Origin of the sequence: Carboxydothermus pertinax, from assembly GCF_001950255.1 — a bacterium.
In the GTDB taxonomy this organism is placed as follows: Bacteria; Bacillota; Z-2901; order Carboxydothermales; family Carboxydothermaceae; genus Carboxydothermus; species Carboxydothermus pertinax.
Genome location: NZ_BDJK01000010.1, coordinates 1 through 17,399, shown reverse-complemented (window position 1 = coordinate 17,399; position 17,399 = coordinate 1). Strand labels below are relative to the sequence as shown.

The window sequence follows — 17,399 nt, the reverse complement described above, 5'->3', positions numbered from 1 at the left end:
TCCCTATAAACGATATAGTTCTAAAGCGTTTTTATAAGCAATATAAGTCTGTTCGTCAAATAAGACAAAGATTATTTCATAACTGTCCTTTTCCTTTTCTAAAAAATCCACTACTGCTTTAATAGCAATCCAGGCGGCCTCCTGCACAGGATAGCCATAAGCTCCAGTACTTATGGAGGGAAAGGCAATGGATTGTACTTGAAGTTTTTTAGCCAGGTTCAAGGAACTTAAATAGGCTTCCCGTAAAACCGTTTCTTCTCCTTTTAAACCATCCCGATAAATTGGTCCAACAGTATGGATTACATATTTTGCTGGTAAATTTCCAGCAGTAGTTGCCACAGCTTTTCCTGGAGGTAAAATCCCAATTTTTTTAATTATTTCTTGACATTCGGCCATTATTTTAGGCCCACCGACACGGTGAATGGCCCCGTCTACCCCACCTCCACCCGCAAGCCTAGAGTTGGCAGCATTAACAATAGCATCAACTTTTTCCCGGGTAATATCCCCAATTTTTAAAATAAGTTTGGAATTTCCAATTTTTCGCTCCATAATTTCACCTCTTTTGTTAATTCGGCAAAATCATTAAAAAATCCTCTAATATTAAGGTATAAAAAGTTAAATCACCGGTAAAAACCGGTGACAGGAAAAAAGAAACGGCAAAGTTAGCATTACCCAATATCATACCAAAAACGGATTTCTTTTATTCCTCCTCACTATTATCCAGCAGTAACCTTTGAAAACGTTCTCTTAATACTTTTTTTTGCACTTTCCCTACACTATTTTGGGGTAGCTCGTTTAAAAATACTATCCGATCAGGAATCCAAAAAGACAGGAGTTTTCCGCGAAGGTAATTTAATAAATCCCCTTCGGTAACCCTGGCATCCTCCCAAAGAATAACAAATGCCACGGGACGCTCCTGCCAAACGGGATGCGGAAGTCCCACTACCGCCACTTCTTTGACATCAGGATGAGCTAAAAGGTATTTTTCCACAATTAAAGTTGATATCCATTCTCCCCCACTTTTTATAACATCCTTTTCCCGGTCACAAAACTCTAAATAACCGTATTCATCAATAGTAACCAAATCATAAGTGCGAAACCATCCGTCCACAAAGGCTTCTTTTGTATGGATTTGGTCGTTATAATATTCCCGGGCAAGCCAGGGCCCTTTTAACCAGAGTTCACCAACAGTTTTGCCATCGCGTGGTACATCTTCGCCCTTTTCCCCAACCACCCTTACTTCAATCCCCGGAGCCGGTAGGCCAAGTTTTAACCGCTGTTTTTGTTTTTTTTCTTGGGAAAGATTAAATAATGAAGATTTTAAAAAATTACTGGCAACAAAAGGAGCTGTTTCCGTTAGGCCATAAACCTGTTCAACTGCCACACCATATTTGGAAAAACCTTCAATAATCTCCATAGTTAGGGGGGCACCGCCTACCAAAACTTTTCGAAGGCTTCCTAAATTTATGTTTTCTCTATTTGCGGCTTTTAAAATCTCCTGAAAAACCGTAGGCACTCCCGCAGCTAAAGTTACTTTTTCTTGAGCAATTATTTTAGCTAAAAATTCACCCTTAAAATTGTTCCCAGGAAGAACCATCGTTGCCCCAGCCATAGCAGCAGCGTAAGGAATTCCCCAGGAGTTGACATGATACATAGGCACCATTACTAAAATTTTATCGCTTTCCGCTATCCCAAAGCCGTTTGCCATACATAAAGCCATACTGTGCAGATATAAGTCCCGGTGGGTATATAACACTCCTTTCGGAGTACCGGTAGTTGCAGTAGTATAGCACAGTTTAGCCGGAAGGTCTTCTGCAATTTCGTCAAAATCAACAAATAAAACGTTTGCTTTAAAATTAATTTCCTCTATAGTAATTACTTCTCGCACCAAATGAAGTTCCTCTTTTAACTCATTGATTAGCGGTAAAAATTCTCTTTGGGTAAACAATATTTCATCCCGCGCATGGTTTATCGTATAAAGTATTTGTTCTTTACTATATCTTAAATTTACAGGATGCAACACCGCTTCAGCTAAAGGCACCGCAAAGTAAAGCAGAAGATGAGGTAAATTGTTCCAGGCTAAGGCCCCTACCCGACTTTCCCTTCTTACCCCCAGAGTTTTTAAGAACGAAACAAGGCTTAAAACCTGCCTAAAAAACTCTTGGTAATTTATTTCCTCCCGGTTCAAGCCATTAAAATAAACAATGCCTTTTTCACCAAAATACAAAGCAGCCCGCTTTAAAATCTTTCCGAGATTTAATTGATAATTCATCTTATCAGAACCTTTCGACATTTTGTTGTAATTTTTGTTAAATTTTGTTATTATGGAACTGGAGGTGAAAAAATTGGAAAGAAATTTTTATTTAAAACTGAAACTTAAAAAAATTGAGGAACAAATTAAGTTTCGAGAAGATTTCTACCGACTCTTGCACGGAAATTTTCCGGTTTTAAAATTAAATCAGAAGGCTTATATTCCCATCTCCTGGTTAAATGAATACTGGCAAAACTTTTATAAACTAAATGAAGAACTTTTCCGCGAAAGAAAAAAGCTCATGGAAGAACTAAACATTACCACAAAAATATTACCTTTTTCAAAAAGCAAAATATCATAAAAATAATTTCACTTCTGTACAAAAAATCCAAGGACTTTTTTCTGGCCCTCTTCTAAAGATTCTACCGCTACATCCTTAAGCCCTTTCACCGGTTTAAGACAGCAATCGGCATCTTTAAAAAGATTTAGGGCTTCCTCAACGGTGATCCCTGCAAAAAACGCACAAATTTCCTCATAATAACGATTTCCTTTTACCGCAGGGGTAAACTGTCCTGGTTTTAAATCTTCCCGGTTAATGGCCTTTAAAAAGTTAACCCAAAATTTTTCTTCTAAGGCTCCTAAGGATAAGTAGCCATCTTTAGCTCTATATACATTGTAGCAAACAACCCCACCATTTAAGAGCCCTTCTCCCGGGCCCGGTACTCTTTTTTTGTCACCATAAACAGCTGCTGCCAATACTCCCCAGCTTTCCATAAGTTCGGCCATACCTATTTGGAGGTACATCCCCTGTCCTGTAACTTGCTGATAATATAAACCACCCATCACCAGCGAGCTCAAAGCAAGTCCTCCGGCAAAATCCGCAATTGGTGCTCCAATTACCACCGGACCGTCTTTGTAGGTATAGCCTAAGATTCCACTTTGAGCAAGATAGTTTAGATCGTGTCCCGCTTTATCCGCATCCTCGGACCCCTCCAAGTAGCCTCCTAAATTAATGTAGATAAGCTTCGGATTTATTTCTTTTAACTTATAATAACCAACCCCCAACTTTTCCATAACTTTAGGACGAAAACTTTCCACTAAAACTTTTGCCTCTTTTACCATTGCTAAAAATTTTTCCCGATCTACCGGATCTTTCAGGTTTAAAAAAACTTTTTCTTTGTTTTGGTTTAAAAGCCGGTAAATAAAGGCCTCCTGACCATCAAAACTCATCATCGCTTTTAAATAATCGCCTGAAAAGGGATCCTCAATTTTCACCACCCGGGCACCATAGGCGGATAACAAAAAAGTACCGTAAGGACCAGGTAAAAGCCGGGTTAAATCCAAAATAAGTGGCTTATCCGCCAGTAATCTCACCTTTCCTCCCCCTTTTCGTTTACTCGCCGTAATTGCTGGTATAAGTTTGATCTTTTAAATCCTGACATTTTTGCTAATTCAGCTTTCTGACCGTTATTTAATTTTAAGCTTAACTCAATAATTTTTTCCTCATAATTAGCTAAATTAAGAAAAGGATACACTTCCTTAAAATTAAAAGCTTTGTAACTGGCTAACATGAGAAATTTTTTAAATAAAAAGGAAATCTGTCCCTTATCTAAGATTTCCAGAACTTTATAAAACTCTTCCCCATACAGTTGACTAAATTTTGAAATTTCTAATGTTCCAATTTTCCCTGCCGCAATTCCTTCCTGCAAAAGTTTAGAACCCAGGGTAAGGCCAGCAAAGCCATTATTTTCGGCTAGCTGCATACACCATAAAAAGGGCTCATCCTTAAAGATCTCCAGCAGTTTCTCTTTTCTTAAATAAGATTGTACTACAGGGTAATCACCGTAAACATACATTTTTAGAGTTGTTGCGTGACTTTGCAAGGTAGATACGGCATAAATTAGTGAAGAAAACTTTACCACGCCCAAAACCCTACCTTTGTAGCCAACCATAGGATAGACTAATTGGGGATATTTAATCAGGTAATTAAACCCGGTTTGCAAGCGGTCATTTTCAAAGAAATAAACAAAACCTTTGATTTGCTGAACTACCCGCATAAAAAAACCCCCTAGATTAATTTTAGGGGATTTACTGCTAGAATTCACCCTTTTAGGGGTAAACGGCTGTTTTTTGACCTTAAACGGTTAAATGAGAAGTTTACCTTTCTTTATAATTAATTCTCCATCTAAAGCTACCGTCGGTTGGACTAAAATTAAATCCAGGTGAAAGCGCACGTCATTATCGCCACCAAAAGATAAATTATTTCCAAGAGCTAAATGAACGGTACCCATAGCTTTTTCCGCTTCCAAGGGAATGCTTTCTAAGTGGGCATGTTCATTGGTTCCAATACCAAATTCGCCAATTAAACGAGCCCTTTCCCCGTATCTATTAAAAGATTCCTCTAAAACACTGCTTCCGGGCCCCTCAATATTAACTACTTGACCATCGACAACCCGAACAATTAATGGATGGGGTCCAAATAGTTTTTTCCGGCCGTCCACCACCAAAACCCCCGAGGTCCCTTCCAGTAGAGGCGCAAGAGATGCTTCTCCTGCTGGGAAATTGCCAAATTTACCGGGTTCGGTAAAATTTCCAATATCTAATAAGCCAGTCTTTCCCTTGATGTTTACTGTAAAGTTTGTGCCTAAGGCAGAAGTAATTTTAACTTCCGAGGCTTTAGTTAAAAGCCTTGCAAGTTTTTCCGTTCTTTGAGCTAGCTTCTCCAAATCTGCCTGGGCAGCCCGGCGAAAAATTTCTGAGGTAATTTTGGGGAGACTGGCAATCCTTGCTCCCGCCTCACAAGCTTTTAGCCGCAAAGGATGATGGGAATAAGACTTTTCCGTTAAAAATACCACAATATCCGCTCCGGATAACCGCTCTTCGATATCCGGGGGAAGTTCCGTATCAAAAATTTTCACAAGACCCAAATCCGCTTTAAACAACACAGCTGTTTCGGAAAGGGCTCGAGCAAGCTCCTCCCGTTTGGAATCAAAGATGATAATTACTTTTTCAAAAGGCTTTAAATTAAAGTTTTTCCGCCAGAAATTTTTCGCCAGTTCTTTTAACGCCATAAAAAACACTCCAGTGTTATTTTTGTAAAAGTTTTTCCCTCTGCCCTTTGGATCGTACCAGCGAAGCAGTCGCCGAAGCCAGAGCAATTAATGCTCCAACAAAAAATGCTTCCTTAAAGGCATTAGCTAATGCTTGTACAAGGGCCAGTTCTTTAGGGTAATGACTTTCTAAGTAATAGTTTAGATAGTAAGTTTTGCGACCGGTAAACACTGCTCCAGCTACTGCAACCCCCATAACCATTCCCACATTGCGCATGGTAGCTAAAAATCCGGAAGCAGTCCCTAACCGGTTTTTAGGCACGCTCCCCATAATGGTACTATTGTTAGGGGATTGAAAAATAGCACTGCCCAGTCCAATTAACATTAATGTAGAGATCATTTTAACAATTGTTGCACTAGGACCGAGCTGGGAAATAAAAAATAGCCCTAAAGCCATCACTATCATTCCCAGAGGTGCTAAAATTCTTGAGCCAATCTTATCGGATAGACTTCCACTAATTGGTGCTACAATCATAGTTAAAAGAGGGTGTACCGACATAATCATCCCGGCTTTCTCCGGGGAAAATTGCCGGAGCTGCTGGAGATAAATGGGCATCAAAAATACTACTTGATATAACGCTACATAACTTAAAAAGGCACTCAAATTGCTGAAAGAAAAATCCCGGTTATTAAACAATGCCAAATCCACCATAGGCTCTTTAACATGCTTTTCAGTGTATAAAAATAAAATAAAGGCTAATATTGAAGTTAGCAAAGCACCTAAAATAAAAGGATGCGTAAAGCCATATTTTTCAAAAAAAGTAAGAACAATCAAAAGACTTCCCAACCCAATAAAACTAAGGAGCGCCCCTATAAAATCAAAGGAATGTTTTTCTTTTAAAGTAGCAGGCTTAATTACTTTATAAGCTAAGATGCTTCCTATTAAACCTATGGGAATATTAATAAAAAACACCGACCTCCAGCCAAAAAAATGGGTCAAAAACCCTCCGGCGGAAGGTCCAAAGGCCAGCGCTGCCGCTACCGTCATTCCGTTAATCCCAAGCGCTTTTCCCCTTTCCTGGGGCGGAAAAACCTCGGTAACAATCGCCGGAGCCATCGCCATCATCATTCCGGCTCCCAAAGCTTGTATTACCCTGGCTCCTATTAAAAAATTAAGCATAGGTGAAAGCCCGCATAACAGGGAACCTATAGTAAATACTACAAATCCCGTTACATATACCGGTTTTTTGCCGTATAAGTCCCCAAGGCGGCCGTAAGTTAATAAGAGGGTACTTATAAACAAAAGGTAAATTAAGATAACCCATTCGCCGGTAGCAAGACTCGCTTTAAAATCTTGTATAATCGATAATAAAGCTATATTTACCACACTGGCATCCAACGGGGCCATAAAGGTTCCAAGAGCTACGACCCATAATACTCTCCACCGGTACTCCATACATTCCTCCCACCATTAATTTTTCTTTATGGATAAAAGATTTTCAAATCGCTCTACTAACTGGGTAAACCTTATAACAGTATCATCCGGAAACCTTTCCTTTTCAACTTCAAGATAATACCTGTTAACTCTTTCCTTTAACCCATCGTTCATGATTTTTTCTGCCACCGGAAAGAGCCCCTCATTTTCTTTTAAAATATGCTGCCGTAAAAGTTTAACATAGTCGCGGGCAGCTTCTACAATTTGCCCAATTGCTTCCTCGTCTCCTTCCATATACTTTTCTGCTGCCTCGTCCAAACGGCCTACAAATCTCCGCCCTAACTTATGTTCTAAATTCAAAAGCTCCTGGGGACTATTTTCCCGGGGCATTCCCGCTTCATAAAGCGCCGGAAAAAGTACATCCTCTTCTTTTCCATGATGAAAGCGATCGGCAAACTCTCGAATAAACATTACCGCTCCGGTAAACACTTCCGGAGGCACAAACTCCCCCTGGGACAGCTTTTCGGCTCCGGTTTCTAAAATATCTAACATTCTTAAGATAAGCTCATGTTCCTTTACCATCACTTCGGTGCAATTTACCATAACTATCCCCCCTATTAAGGGAAATTTTTTAAATACTCTTTTTTTAGGCAGCGATTGGCAACAACAATAAGACCGGCAGCCTCAGCAATTTTTCGAGCTTCCTGGCTATCCACCCCTTCCTGTTGCCATAGAACCTTAGCCCCGATAGCAACGGCAGCTTGGGCAATTGCCGGTACTTCTTCGCTTCTCCGAAAAACATCCACAATTTCCACCTTTTCCGGAATTTCTTCTAATGACTTATACGCTTTCTGACCTAGAAAACTATCCAAGTTGGGGTTAACCGGATAAATATTATAACCTTTTTCCATTAAAAATTTTGCTACTTGATAACTTGGCCGTTCCGGCTTATCCGATACCCCCACTACCGCTATATTTTTATAGCGAGATAAGATTTCTTTTATCTCCATTTTCACATCCCCTTTTTTTAGGTTATATGTTATAACTTATTTTTATAACAAACAATAAATTACCAACAGGATTTTTTGCTTGCCTAGCGAAATTTACTTTTTGAGGTGAATTAAATGACTCTACTGTCCTTCTTTTTTCTTAGCATAATAGCAACGATAGCATAAGGCTATATAGTTTTTATCACCTACCACAATCTGCTCCTTTTCTCCTGATAAACGATAAGAAATGGTTGCTTCGCCACCGCACTCAAAGCAAACGGCTTTTAGTTTATCTACCCGGTCGGCCAGAGCGAGTAATTTTGGCATTGGACCAAAAGGATTTTCGTAAACATCCAAATCTAACCCGGAAACCAAAACAATTTTCGACCGCCGGCGCAAATTTAAACAGGTTTCCACCAGTTCGTCAGCAAAAAATTGAGCTTCATCTACCAAAACCGCATCGTAATCTTTAGCTAAATCCCAGATGACTTCAAAATCAAAGCGACTTACCGGGTACGACTCTAACTCAAAACCACTCCTACTGACAATTTTCTTATTGCCAAAACGACTATCTAAAGCATGGTGAAAGGCTATTACTTTTTTCTTGGCATACATAAGCCGAAGGGCTCTTCGTACCAGTTCTTCCGATTTACCGGAAAACATCGGCCCGGTTATTACTTCAATTCTCCCCATTTTGCCTCTCCTTTACAGTTCAAGTTGTGCAGCTAAAAGTGGAGCATGTTGCTGGGCCCCATATATGTCCGTTTCCCCCAAATATCCTGCCGGTAGAGGACGAACTATGGTAAACTTCACCGCTAACGCTGGATCAAAGTAAAAAATCCCAATAATTTTGTCTTCGGAAATCCTATAAAGTTTTTTTATTAATTCGCTATTAATAGCTTTTTTCCCTTTAACTTTTTTATAAATTTCCTCGTCTTTGAAAATAATGTCAAAAGTTAGTTCAAAAGGCCCGGAATTCTTACTCCGGATTACTTTGGCAATGTCAATAAGTTTTACCACCACCCATTACCCCCCTACTTCAAAGTATTCAACGGGAAAAAGAATTTCCGGGTTATCTACTTCCACTAAATGGTGGATGGAAAAATTATAAACATCTCCTACCGGAATATCCGACGGCGAAAAAGGAAAAGCAAGGTTACCTGCAGTGGAGATGCGCCCAGGAAAACCATAATGGAGCATGGTACTGCGGGCAAAGCTTAAAATTTGCTCGGCAGTATTTTTGTCTTCTGCCACCACATCCATCACAATGCCAATTTCATGGGAAAGTTTATTTTCCGGCTCCAATTCGCCCATAACCCCATTTATCCCGTAAGGAATAAAGTTTAGATAATACTTTCCTTTAAGCTCAGGAAAATTATCTTCTACCCGTTTTTTCACCCCCAGAGCTATTTCCCGAAAGTTTTCAATAAATTTGGGGTCTCTACTTCCAGCAATACTAATAGCCCGAAAACCAACTCTTTTTACCCCTTCTATTTTTAGCCAGTATTCTGGGGTTTTAATAAATTTGGTACCAGTGACCCTAACCGTCCGGTCATCCACTGCTTGAAAGTTCACCTGCGCTAGATCGAGTTTACCTCCTGGACCATGCAACTCGAAGGGGCTGGTTTTTTCGTAAAGAGAATGGGCAGATACCGAGAGAGGGGTTGCCCGCCGTTCGGGATTTAAAGGGTAAACCACAAAACCTTCCAGGTCAATTTCACCCATCAGACAATCACTGCCACTTCCCGGTTCAGTAGCAATGGCGGCGCATTCTAAGATTTTGCCTAAATGTAAAGATAACCCCACATCAAAACCCTGGGCTACGGGATACGCGGCAAAAACCGCCGGGTCAAAAGCTCTTCCCGCTACAATTACTTGACTACCCGCTTCAAGCGCTTTTATAAACGGCTCCATCCCCGCCTGGGCAACTATCCGTACTGCTTCCTCTACTTCTTGGACAGTTAAATCCGGAAGGTTTCCTAAAGGTTTTGTTTTACCGTGACTTACCTTCTCTTTTAACCATTCTTTATCTATTTCGGTATCGATAACCGCCATCTTAAATGAAAGTTTATTTTCGGAAGCCAGTTCTTGAATAATTTCTACTACCTCCATAAGGTGAACCCTACCGCCGGCTCCACCGGCAGTACCAATTAAAACCGGAATTTTTAGCTCAGCCGAAGCTTTAAGCATATAATAAAGATCTCTTTTAACCGCAGCCCTCTGGGTGAAAGATTTTCCAGCCCCTAAATAGTACGGCCCGGGGTCTACCGAGCCGGCATCAACAGCAATAACATCTGGTCTTTTATTAAGGCCCGCTTCAAAAGATTTTACCGGAAAGCCGTATCCCAAAATAGCGGTAGGGGATAATATTTTCACCTTTTCCATTTAATTACCTCCTCGCCTCTTTAAAAGGGCAATTGCCCGCTGCATTTCATTATAAACAATCATTAATCCTTCATCTAATCCCATCCCCGGCTTTGCCAGCATCTGGTCCGGGCGAGTTGCTAGCGCCAGATGCACCGATACTTGAGCTGAGCGGTCTGTTTCGTTACAGGTACCACCAAGATACGCTCCTACACCCCTTTCTTTAGCGTAGAGTACCGCTTCGACCGTATTGTTAATTCCCCCTAAATCGGGAGTTTTGATCTGGACCATGTGTCCTGCTTTATGATCCACAAACAGTCGAATATCTTCTAACGTATTGCACCATTCGTCGGCTACGATCTCTACGGGAATACCTTTTTGGTCAATTATTTCCCGAAGTTTAGCTAAAGCTTCTATTTGTCCCCAAAGGCTTCCCATATCTACCGGCCCTTCAATTCTAAGCCTAAAGGGCGCTGCCATCAGGCTTAAAGTTGAAAGGTAGTCGGCAATTTTCGTAAGATCATTGGCAAAAATTAACCCTATGGTACCGTAAACATCAATATGAATCACCGGACGGTATTCATCCCCTGCCAGCTCAACTATTCTCTTTTTAAGCCAGGTTAGGTACGATAAAAGCTTTTCCCCCTGCCTTCCCAGTTTTTCTTCAATGTTATTAATAAGGGCATGGGGCAAAACATCGGCTCTTTTAATGATGGCTTTATCCGCATTGGTATAAAGATCATCGCCGGTTTGCACAAATATTGGTACCGGCTCCGGAATTACAGGTAATTGATATTCTTCCGCTATCACTTCCGCCATTAGTTTTCTTTGCGCCTTTGCTACAGCATCTAATAACGCTTGGGTAATACCATACCTCAGAGCAGTATGGAGGAGCTCACCTTGAAAGTTTAGCTCCCGGTCAAAATAATGAGCAAGCTTTCGAAAACTCTTTAACTCCTGGCCAATAAGCTTAGGGCGTATTTCTTTTTCCAAAAACGGCATAAACTCCTGGGCGGTAAAAAGGGGATCCCGGCCTCCGGCTCCGGAGTACTGAACAGCGGCACAATCGCCACAAGCCACTTCCCCATTGTCCAGAACAAGCATTACCAAAATCGATTCGCCTTTCTGACGAATTCGTTTAAATCCGGGAGTTTTAGGTTCTCCTTCATACCAGAACCCGTTATGTACTGCCCCCTTTTTAATAGCCTCTTGGTCGTCAAAATAAAAACCGGTAAGTCCTGGCGCAAAAACTGCATCGATAATTTTCATTTTCTCGCCTCCAAAAATACTTCTAAAAACATCTTACCCCCACTTTAAATCCCTATGCAAGTCTTTAGTAGCAAATAAAGGTTTAAAGATTTTTTTGGCGAATATATTAAATGCTAAAGATTAAGAAATAAAACAGGTGAGAGCATGGAAATAATTAAGATTCTTCTCTTAGGCTTAGGTCAAGGCGGTACCAGGTTTTTAAAAATTCTTGGGAAAAGAACTAATCTAAAGCTTGTGGCCGTTGAGAAAAATCCCAAAGCTTTAGGGATTAGGGTCGCTCAGGATTTAAATATCCCGGTTTTCATCACCTTAGAGGAAGGCCTAAATTTGTCACCAAACTTAATAATTGACACTACCGGAGATCCGGAAGTAGAAGAAATTCTTAAAAGCCAAAATAAGAAGATACCTTATTTAAGCGGTTATATTGCCAAACTTTTTATCTCTTTAGCCGATGAACTTTTTTATCAACAGCAGGAACTAGAAGCAATAATAAACTCCGCCCACGATGGTTTAATTGCCGTAAACAAAGAAGGAATCATCACCTGGTTTAACAGTGCCGCGGAAAAAATTACCGGAACAAGCCGCAAAGAAGCTCTAGGAAAATTTGCTTTGGACGTTATCCCCAATACCCGTCTTCCCGTAGTTTTAAAGACCGGAAAAACTGAACTTAACCAGTTTCAAGATTTAGGAACTGCTAAAATCATTACCAGCCGCGTACCGGTAATCAACGAATTCGGAGAAGTAATTGGGGCGGTTGCCATTTTTAAGGATATTACCGAAATACAGCAGTTAGCCGAAGAATTAACCAACCTCCACCAGATTAAAACCCTGTTAACGTCAATAATTGATTCTACTCAGGATGCCATCTCGGTGGTAGACAAACGGGGTTATGGGATATTGATTAATAAAGCTTATACTGAACTAACAGGTCTTACAGAAAAAGAGGTAATAGGTAAACCTGCTACCGTCGACATAGCCGAAGGAGAAAGCGTTCACTTTAAAGTCCTTAAAGAAAAACGCCCGGTAAAAAACATTACAATGAAAGTGGGTCCCTTAAAAAGAGAAGTAGTGGTTAATGCCGCTCCCATAATCGTCAACGACGAATTAAAGGGAAGCGTTGCGGTAATCCATGATGTGTCCGAATTAAGACGTTTAACCGAAGAAGTTGACCGGTTAAAGCGCTCCCTGGCTACCGGTTCCCGCTACAGCTTCAGTGATATAGTGGGTGAACACCCCTTGCTTTTGTCAGCTATTGACCTGGCAAAATTAGCTGCCCAAACTTCCGCCACCGTTCTTTTAAGAGGAGAATCGGGAACCGGCAAAGAACTTTTTGCCCATGCTATCCACAACCAGAGCCCCCGGGCCAATAAACCGTTTATCCGGATAAACTGTGCAGCTCTTTCGGAAAGTCTTTTGGAAAGTGAACTTTTTGGTTATACTGAGGGAGCTTTTACCGGGGCCCGTAAAGGAGGGAAAAAGGGGGTTTTCGAAGAAGCAAACGGGGGCACCCTCTTTTTAGATGAAATCGGTACCCTCTCTATCAATCTTCAGGCTAAACTTTTACGGGTCCTCCAGGAAAAAGAAATAGTGAAAGTAGGAGAAAATCATCCAATTCCCATAGACGTCCGGATTATCGCCGCAACTAACTTAAACCTTGAGGAAGCGGTAAAAAAGAAAACCTTTCGCGAAGACCTGTATTACCGAGTAAATGTAATCCCCATCCATCTTCCGTCCCTTAGGGAAAGAAAAAGTGATATACCGGCTTTGACCTATGCCATCGTCCACAAGTTAAACCGGGAATACGGTCGCAACATTAAGTTTATCGACCCGGAAGTATTTCGCTACCTCATGAGCTACTCCTGGCCAGGAAATATTCGGGAACTGGAAAATTATTTAGGTCGAGCCATGCTTAAAATATCCCTGGCGGAAAACCAGTTAAAGCGAGAACATTTGCCAAAACTTTTTGAAGAAACCCAGGAAACATCTTCCCTTCCCAAGGATTATACCGATTTAAACTTAAAACGGCTTACCCGGGAATTTGAAAAGTCAGTAATAAAAGAAGCTTTGGAAAAAACCCGGTACAACAAAACCAAGGCTGCTCAACTTTTAGGCATCACTCCCCGGAGTTTATATAATAAATTAAAAGAGCTGGACCTCGAATAGGTATATTTTTTCCGGAAGTATTTTTCTCATCTTATGAAAACCTTTTCCTGTAATATAATTTAAAATTTCTGAAATCTTTTGGCACGCTTTTTGCGTGTCTTTTTTATTGGAAATTTTAAAATTTCAAAGAGGAGGGTAAAAGATGGAAATTAGCAAGAAAGAAAATTACCAGGGGTATGAATGGGTAGTTTTTGCCTCGGATGATAAAACCAATTTTAAGGCAATAATTGCAGTTCACAGTACTGAATTGGGTCCGGCCCTGGGCGGATGTCGGATGTGGTTTTATAACAACGAAAACGAAGCTTTAACCGATGTTTTGAGACTGGCTGAAGGTATGACCTATAAAAACTCCGCCATGGGCTTAAATCTCGGCGGAGGTAAAGCAGTTATTATCGGAGATCCACGCACCGATAAATCCCCGGAATTATTTGCCCGTTTTGCCGAAGCAGTAAACTCCTTGGGGGGGAAATATTATACCGCTGAAGACGTGGGGATTTCCCCAGCCGACATGTTAGAAGTTTATAAGCATACCCCTTACGTGGTAGGTCTTCCTGCTAAAAGCGGTGATCCATCTCCTTTTACTGCTTATGGCGTATATGTTGGGATGAAAGCAGCGGTAGAAGAAGCCTTTGGCGACACTTCTCTAGAAGGTAAAAAAGTTGCAGTGCAAGGTTTAGGACACGTGGGCATGTATCTTTTAGAGCATCTTTATAACGAGGGAGCCAAATTAATCGTTACCGATATTTTTACTGAGCGGGTGAAAGAAGCTGTGGAACGGTTTGGGGCCCTTCCTGTTGAACCGGAGAAAATTTATGAGGTAGAAGCAGACATTTTTGCTCCCTGTGCCTTAGGGGCAATATTAAATGAAAATACCATTCCCCGACTTAAAGTTAAAGTTATAGCCGGTGCTGCCAATAACCAGCTTGCTAAATTATCCGATGGCTTCCTTTTAAGGGATAGAGGCATCGTATATGCCCCAGATTTTATTATAAACGGCGGTGGGGTTATTAATGTAGCCGAAGAATTAAACCCCGAAGGATATGACAAAAACCGTGTTTGGGAAAAAGTGGCAACTATTTATCATAAGGTAAAAGAAGTCCTCACCCTTGCCCGAGAGCAAAATATTTCCCCTCAGGAAGCAGCTATTAGGTACGCCAAAAAACGCCTAAACCGTTGAAGGAGGGCTAAAACCCAGATGAAAATTACCTATGAACAAAACCTTTGCAAAGCCTGTGGCCTTTGTGTCGAGTTCTGCCCGGTTCAAGCTATTACTTTTACCGATAACTTGAACGAAAAAGGTTACCGCACCTTAACTTTTAACCAGGAGCTCTGCACTGCCTGCGGTACCTGCTACCGGATGTGCCCGGATCTTGCCATTACGGTTAGACTGGAGGGAAAATAAATGGAAACGGTTTTAATGAAAGGTAATGAAGCGCTGGCGGAAGCGGCCATTAGGGCAGGACTTAAAGTTTATTTCGGTTACCCGATAACGCCGCAAAACGAAGTCGGGGAATACTTGGCAAAAAATCTTCCCCAAGCGGGAGGTATTTTTTTGCAGGCCGAAAGCGAAGTTGCAGCTATTAATATGGTGTACGGCGCTGCGGGAGCCGGAGTTAGAACCATGACTTCTTCTTCTGGTCCGGGAATTAGCCTGATGCAGGAAGGAATTTCCTATATTGCCGGCGCAGAACTGCCCGCGGTAATCGTCAATATGATGCGGGGAGGCCCTGGTCTTGGGGGCATTCAGCCTTCCCAGTCGGATTACTTCCAGGCTACCAAAGGCGGCGGGCACGGGGACTACCGGTTAATTGTTTTGGCTCCTTCCTCAGTACAGGAGTTATACGACCATACGATGTTAGCCTTTGATCTTGCAGATTATTACCGCAATCCGGTAATGATTTTAGGCGATGGTTTACTTGGACAAATGATGGAATCGGTTACCTTAAAGCCTTACGTCCCTGCTTATCCCATACCAGAAAAAAACTGGGCCACCCGGGGGAGAAAAGGCCGTACTCCCAATATCATCAATTCCCTGTACCTTGACCCGGAAAAATTGTATTTGCACAACCAAAAGCTCTTTACTAAATACCGGGAAATTGAAGAAAAAGAAGTTAGGGTAGAAATAATTAATGAGTCGGCAGAGTTTTTCTTTGTGGCTTATGGTTCATCCGCAAGAATTTCTCTAAAAGTAATTGAGTTTCTAAAAGAAAAAGGCATAAATGCCGGCTTAATACGGCCTATAACCCTCTGGCCGTTCCCCTCTGCGACCATTCGGGAAAAGGTTTTAAAAAGTCAGGGTTTTATGGTAATAGAAATGAGTATGGGGCAAATGGTAGAAGATGTAGAACGGGCAGTAATGGGACAAAAGCCAGTGTATTTTTACGGTACTGCCGGTGGTATTGTTCCCTCTCCTCAGAAAATCCTCGCCAAAACCCTGGAAATCTTCGAAGGGAGGGAAAAGTAATGGTACAAATATTAACAAGACCGGAAAGCTTAACCACCACCCCTTTTCACTACTGTCCCGGCTGCACCCACGGCATTGCCCACCGTTTAATCGCTGAGGTAATTGATGAACTGGGATTAGGGGAAAAAACCATCGGCGTTGCTTCCGTTGGCTGTTCCGTTTTAGCTTATGACTACTTTAACCTTGACATGCAGCAGGCTGCCCACGGTCGAGCTCCAGCGGTTGCAACTGGAATTAAGCGTTCCCTTCCCGATAGAATAGTCTTTACTTACCAGGGCGATGGCGACCTAGCCTCTATTGGTATGGGAGAAATAGTCCATGCTGCCGGTCGCGGAGAAAATATTACGGTTATTTTTATCAACAACTCAATTTACGGGATGACCGGAGGGCAAATGGCTCCTACTACTTTAATGGGGCAAAAAACCACCACCACCCCGCAAGGAAGAAAAAGAGAAAATGGTTTCCCTTTAAAAGTTTCTGAAATGCTGGCAACTTTAGATGGAGCAGCTTATATCGCCCGAGTTTCTTTAACTGATCCCGGTCAAGTGGTAAAGGCCAAAAAAGCTATTAAACACGCTTTTACCGTTCAGAAAAGGGAGTTAGGTTTTTCCATGGTGGAAATTTTATCCACCTGCCCTACCAACTGGGGAATGAGTCCGGTTATAGCATTAAATTACGTCAAAGACGTTATGACCCGGTACTATCCTTTAGGTGAATTCAAAAAACCAGAAGGGGTGTAGAAAAATGGAATTTATCTTTGCCGGTTTTGGCGGCCAGGGTATTATGGCCATGGGTATGCTTTTGGCCCATGCTGCCATTAAAGAAGGATTTAAAAGTTCTTTTATACCTTCCTACGGACCGGAAATGCGCGGCGGTACAGCTAACTGCAGTGTAGTGGTGGAAAAAGGGCTTATTGCCTCACCAGTAGTTACGGAACCGGATATCTTGGTAGCTATGAACTATCCTTCTTTAATAAAGTTTAAAGACACAGTAAAAAAAGCCGGACATCTTTTTATTAATAGCTCGCTTATCACCTCGCTACCCGAAGTAAAAAAGGATATTCAAATCCATCAGATACCGGCCAATGAACTTGCCCTAAAAATTGGCGAATCTCGAGCTTCCAATATGGTGATGTTAGGAGCAGTCTTAGCAGTAACCAATTTAATTTCCTTAAAAACAGCTATCGAAGATTTAAACTATATCTTTAAAAATAAACCCGAAGTCTTAGCCGTAAATAAAAAAGCTTTAGAAACAGGTTATAATAGCCTAAAAGAAGAGCAAACCAAAACAATATTAATTTAAAAAGAAAACCCCGGCCAAAACGGAACTGGTAAAAAGATAGTAGACAGATAAAAGTCTACTATCTTTTTATTTTGTATAATAGAGAACAAAGGAGATGATGAGTATGCCATCA

General features: G+C 41.3%; 19 protein-coding genes. 7 read left to right on the top strand and 12 right to left on the bottom strand.

Annotation, left to right across the window (positions count from 1 at the left end; all coding sequences use genetic code 11):
* Window positions 1-3 precede the first annotated feature (3 nt).
* Together cpu_RS03905 and cpu_RS03900 are read right to left on the bottom strand one after the other, a co-directional pair.
* The gene (locus tag cpu_RS03905) at window positions 4-549 is read right to left on the bottom strand and encodes an O-acetyl-ADP-ribose deacetylase (protein WP_075858735.1); all 546 of its coding nucleotides are present in this window, start codon (window positions 547-549) and stop codon (window positions 4-6) included.
* Between the two features lie 151 nt (window positions 550-700).
* On the bottom strand, window positions 701-2,272 hold the full coding sequence (locus cpu_RS03900; protein WP_075858734.1) for a long-chain-fatty-acid--CoA ligase: 1,572 nt from the start codon (window positions 2,270-2,272) through the stop codon (window positions 701-703).
* A 73-nt stretch (window positions 2,273-2,345) separates the two neighbouring features.
* Between cpu_RS03900 and cpu_RS03895 the strand changes: the two genes are divergently transcribed.
* Complete coding sequence (locus cpu_RS03895) at window positions 2,346-2,612, top strand: hypothetical protein (protein ID WP_075858733.1); 267 nt, start codon at window positions 2,346-2,348, stop codon at window positions 2,610-2,612.
* An 8-nt stretch (window positions 2,613-2,620) separates the two neighbouring features.
* On the opposite strand, the gene cpu_RS03890 is transcribed toward cpu_RS03895, so the two are convergent.
* The 10 genes from cpu_RS03890 to cpu_RS03845 form a co-directional block, all read right to left on the bottom strand.
* Entirely contained in the window at window positions 2,621-3,625 is a 1,005-nt protein-coding gene (locus cpu_RS03890; RefSeq protein WP_075858732.1) for a CaiB/BaiF CoA transferase family protein, read from the bottom strand.
* Window positions 3,622-4,308 (bottom strand): hypothetical protein, encoded by a 687-nt coding sequence (locus cpu_RS03885; RefSeq protein ID WP_075858731.1) that lies wholly within the window; start codon window positions 4,306-4,308, stop codon window positions 3,622-3,624. The genes cpu_RS03890 and cpu_RS03885 overlap by 4 nt, the downstream gene beginning before the upstream one ends.
* 87 nt (window positions 4,309-4,395) lie before the next feature.
* Window positions 4,396-5,322, bottom strand: a complete 927-nt coding sequence (locus cpu_RS03880) for an aminopeptidase (RefSeq protein WP_075858730.1) — start codon at window positions 5,320-5,322, stop codon at window positions 4,396-4,398.
* Between the two features lie 16 nt (window positions 5,323-5,338).
* Complete coding sequence (locus cpu_RS03875) at window positions 5,339-6,757, bottom strand: MFS transporter (protein ID WP_075858729.1); 1,419 nt, start codon at window positions 6,755-6,757, stop codon at window positions 5,339-5,341.
* Between the two features lie 15 nt (window positions 6,758-6,772).
* Entirely contained in the window at window positions 6,773-7,339 is a 567-nt protein-coding gene (locus cpu_RS03870) for a hemerythrin domain-containing protein (RefSeq protein ID WP_075858728.1), read from the bottom strand.
* A gap of 14 nt (window positions 7,340-7,353) precedes the next feature.
* Complete coding sequence (locus cpu_RS03865; protein ID WP_075858727.1) at window positions 7,354-7,746, bottom strand: CoA-binding protein; 393 nt, start codon at window positions 7,744-7,746, stop codon at window positions 7,354-7,356.
* Window positions 7,747-7,866: 120 nt separating this feature from the next.
* A complete protein-coding gene (locus cpu_RS03860; protein WP_075858726.1) occupies window positions 7,867-8,418 on the bottom strand; it encodes a thymidine kinase in 552 nt (183 codons plus the stop codon).
* 12 nt (window positions 8,419-8,430) lie between these two features.
* Window positions 8,431-8,748 carry a DUF4387 domain-containing protein gene (locus cpu_RS03855; protein WP_234970178.1) on the bottom strand — a complete coding sequence of 106 codons (318 nt, stop codon included), beginning with the start codon at window positions 8,746-8,748 and terminating at the stop codon, window positions 8,431-8,433.
* A 3-nt stretch (window positions 8,749-8,751) separates the two neighbouring features.
* Window positions 8,752-10,110, bottom strand: a complete 1,359-nt coding sequence (locus cpu_RS03850) for an acyclic terpene utilization AtuA family protein (protein ID WP_075858725.1) — start codon at window positions 10,108-10,110, stop codon at window positions 8,752-8,754.
* Entirely contained in the window at window positions 10,111-11,358 is a 1,248-nt protein-coding gene (locus cpu_RS03845) for a methylaspartate ammonia-lyase (RefSeq protein WP_075858724.1), read from the bottom strand.
* A 144-nt stretch (window positions 11,359-11,502) separates the two neighbouring features.
* Between cpu_RS03845 and cpu_RS03840 the strand changes: the two genes are divergently transcribed.
* The 6 genes from cpu_RS03840 to cpu_RS03815 all read left to right on the top strand — a co-directional run bounded on the left by cpu_RS03840 (window position 11,503) and on the right by cpu_RS03815 (window position 17,287).
* Window positions 11,503-13,521 carry a sigma-54 interaction domain-containing protein gene (locus cpu_RS03840; protein ID WP_077177155.1) on the top strand — a complete coding sequence of 673 codons (2,019 nt, stop codon included), beginning with the start codon at window positions 11,503-11,505 and terminating at the stop codon, window positions 13,519-13,521.
* A gap of 142 nt (window positions 13,522-13,663) precedes the next feature.
* The gene (locus tag cpu_RS03835; protein ID WP_075858723.1) at window positions 13,664-14,698 is read left to right on the top strand and encodes a Glu/Leu/Phe/Val family dehydrogenase; all 1,035 of its coding nucleotides are present in this window, start codon (window positions 13,664-13,666) and stop codon (window positions 14,696-14,698) included.
* An 18-nt stretch (window positions 14,699-14,716) separates the two neighbouring features.
* A complete protein-coding gene (locus cpu_RS03830) occupies window positions 14,717-14,923 on the top strand; it encodes a 4Fe-4S binding protein (protein WP_075858722.1) in 207 nt (68 codons plus the stop codon).
* On the top strand, window positions 14,924-15,985 hold the full coding sequence (locus tag cpu_RS03825; RefSeq protein WP_075858721.1) for a 3-methyl-2-oxobutanoate dehydrogenase subunit VorB: 1,062 nt from the start codon (window positions 14,924-14,926) through the stop codon (window positions 15,983-15,985). It abuts the gene before it with no gap.
* On the top strand, window positions 15,985-16,725 hold the full coding sequence (locus tag cpu_RS03820) for a thiamine pyrophosphate-dependent enzyme (RefSeq protein ID WP_075858720.1): 741 nt from the start codon (window positions 15,985-15,987) through the stop codon (window positions 16,723-16,725). Before cpu_RS03825 ends, cpu_RS03820 begins: the two co-directional genes overlap by 1 nt.
* A 4-nt stretch (window positions 16,726-16,729) precedes the next feature.
* The gene (locus cpu_RS03815; protein ID WP_075858719.1) at window positions 16,730-17,287 is read left to right on the top strand and encodes a 2-oxoacid:ferredoxin oxidoreductase subunit gamma family protein; all 558 of its coding nucleotides are present in this window, start codon (window positions 16,730-16,732) and stop codon (window positions 17,285-17,287) included.
* Window positions 17,288-17,399: the final 112 nt, after the last annotated feature.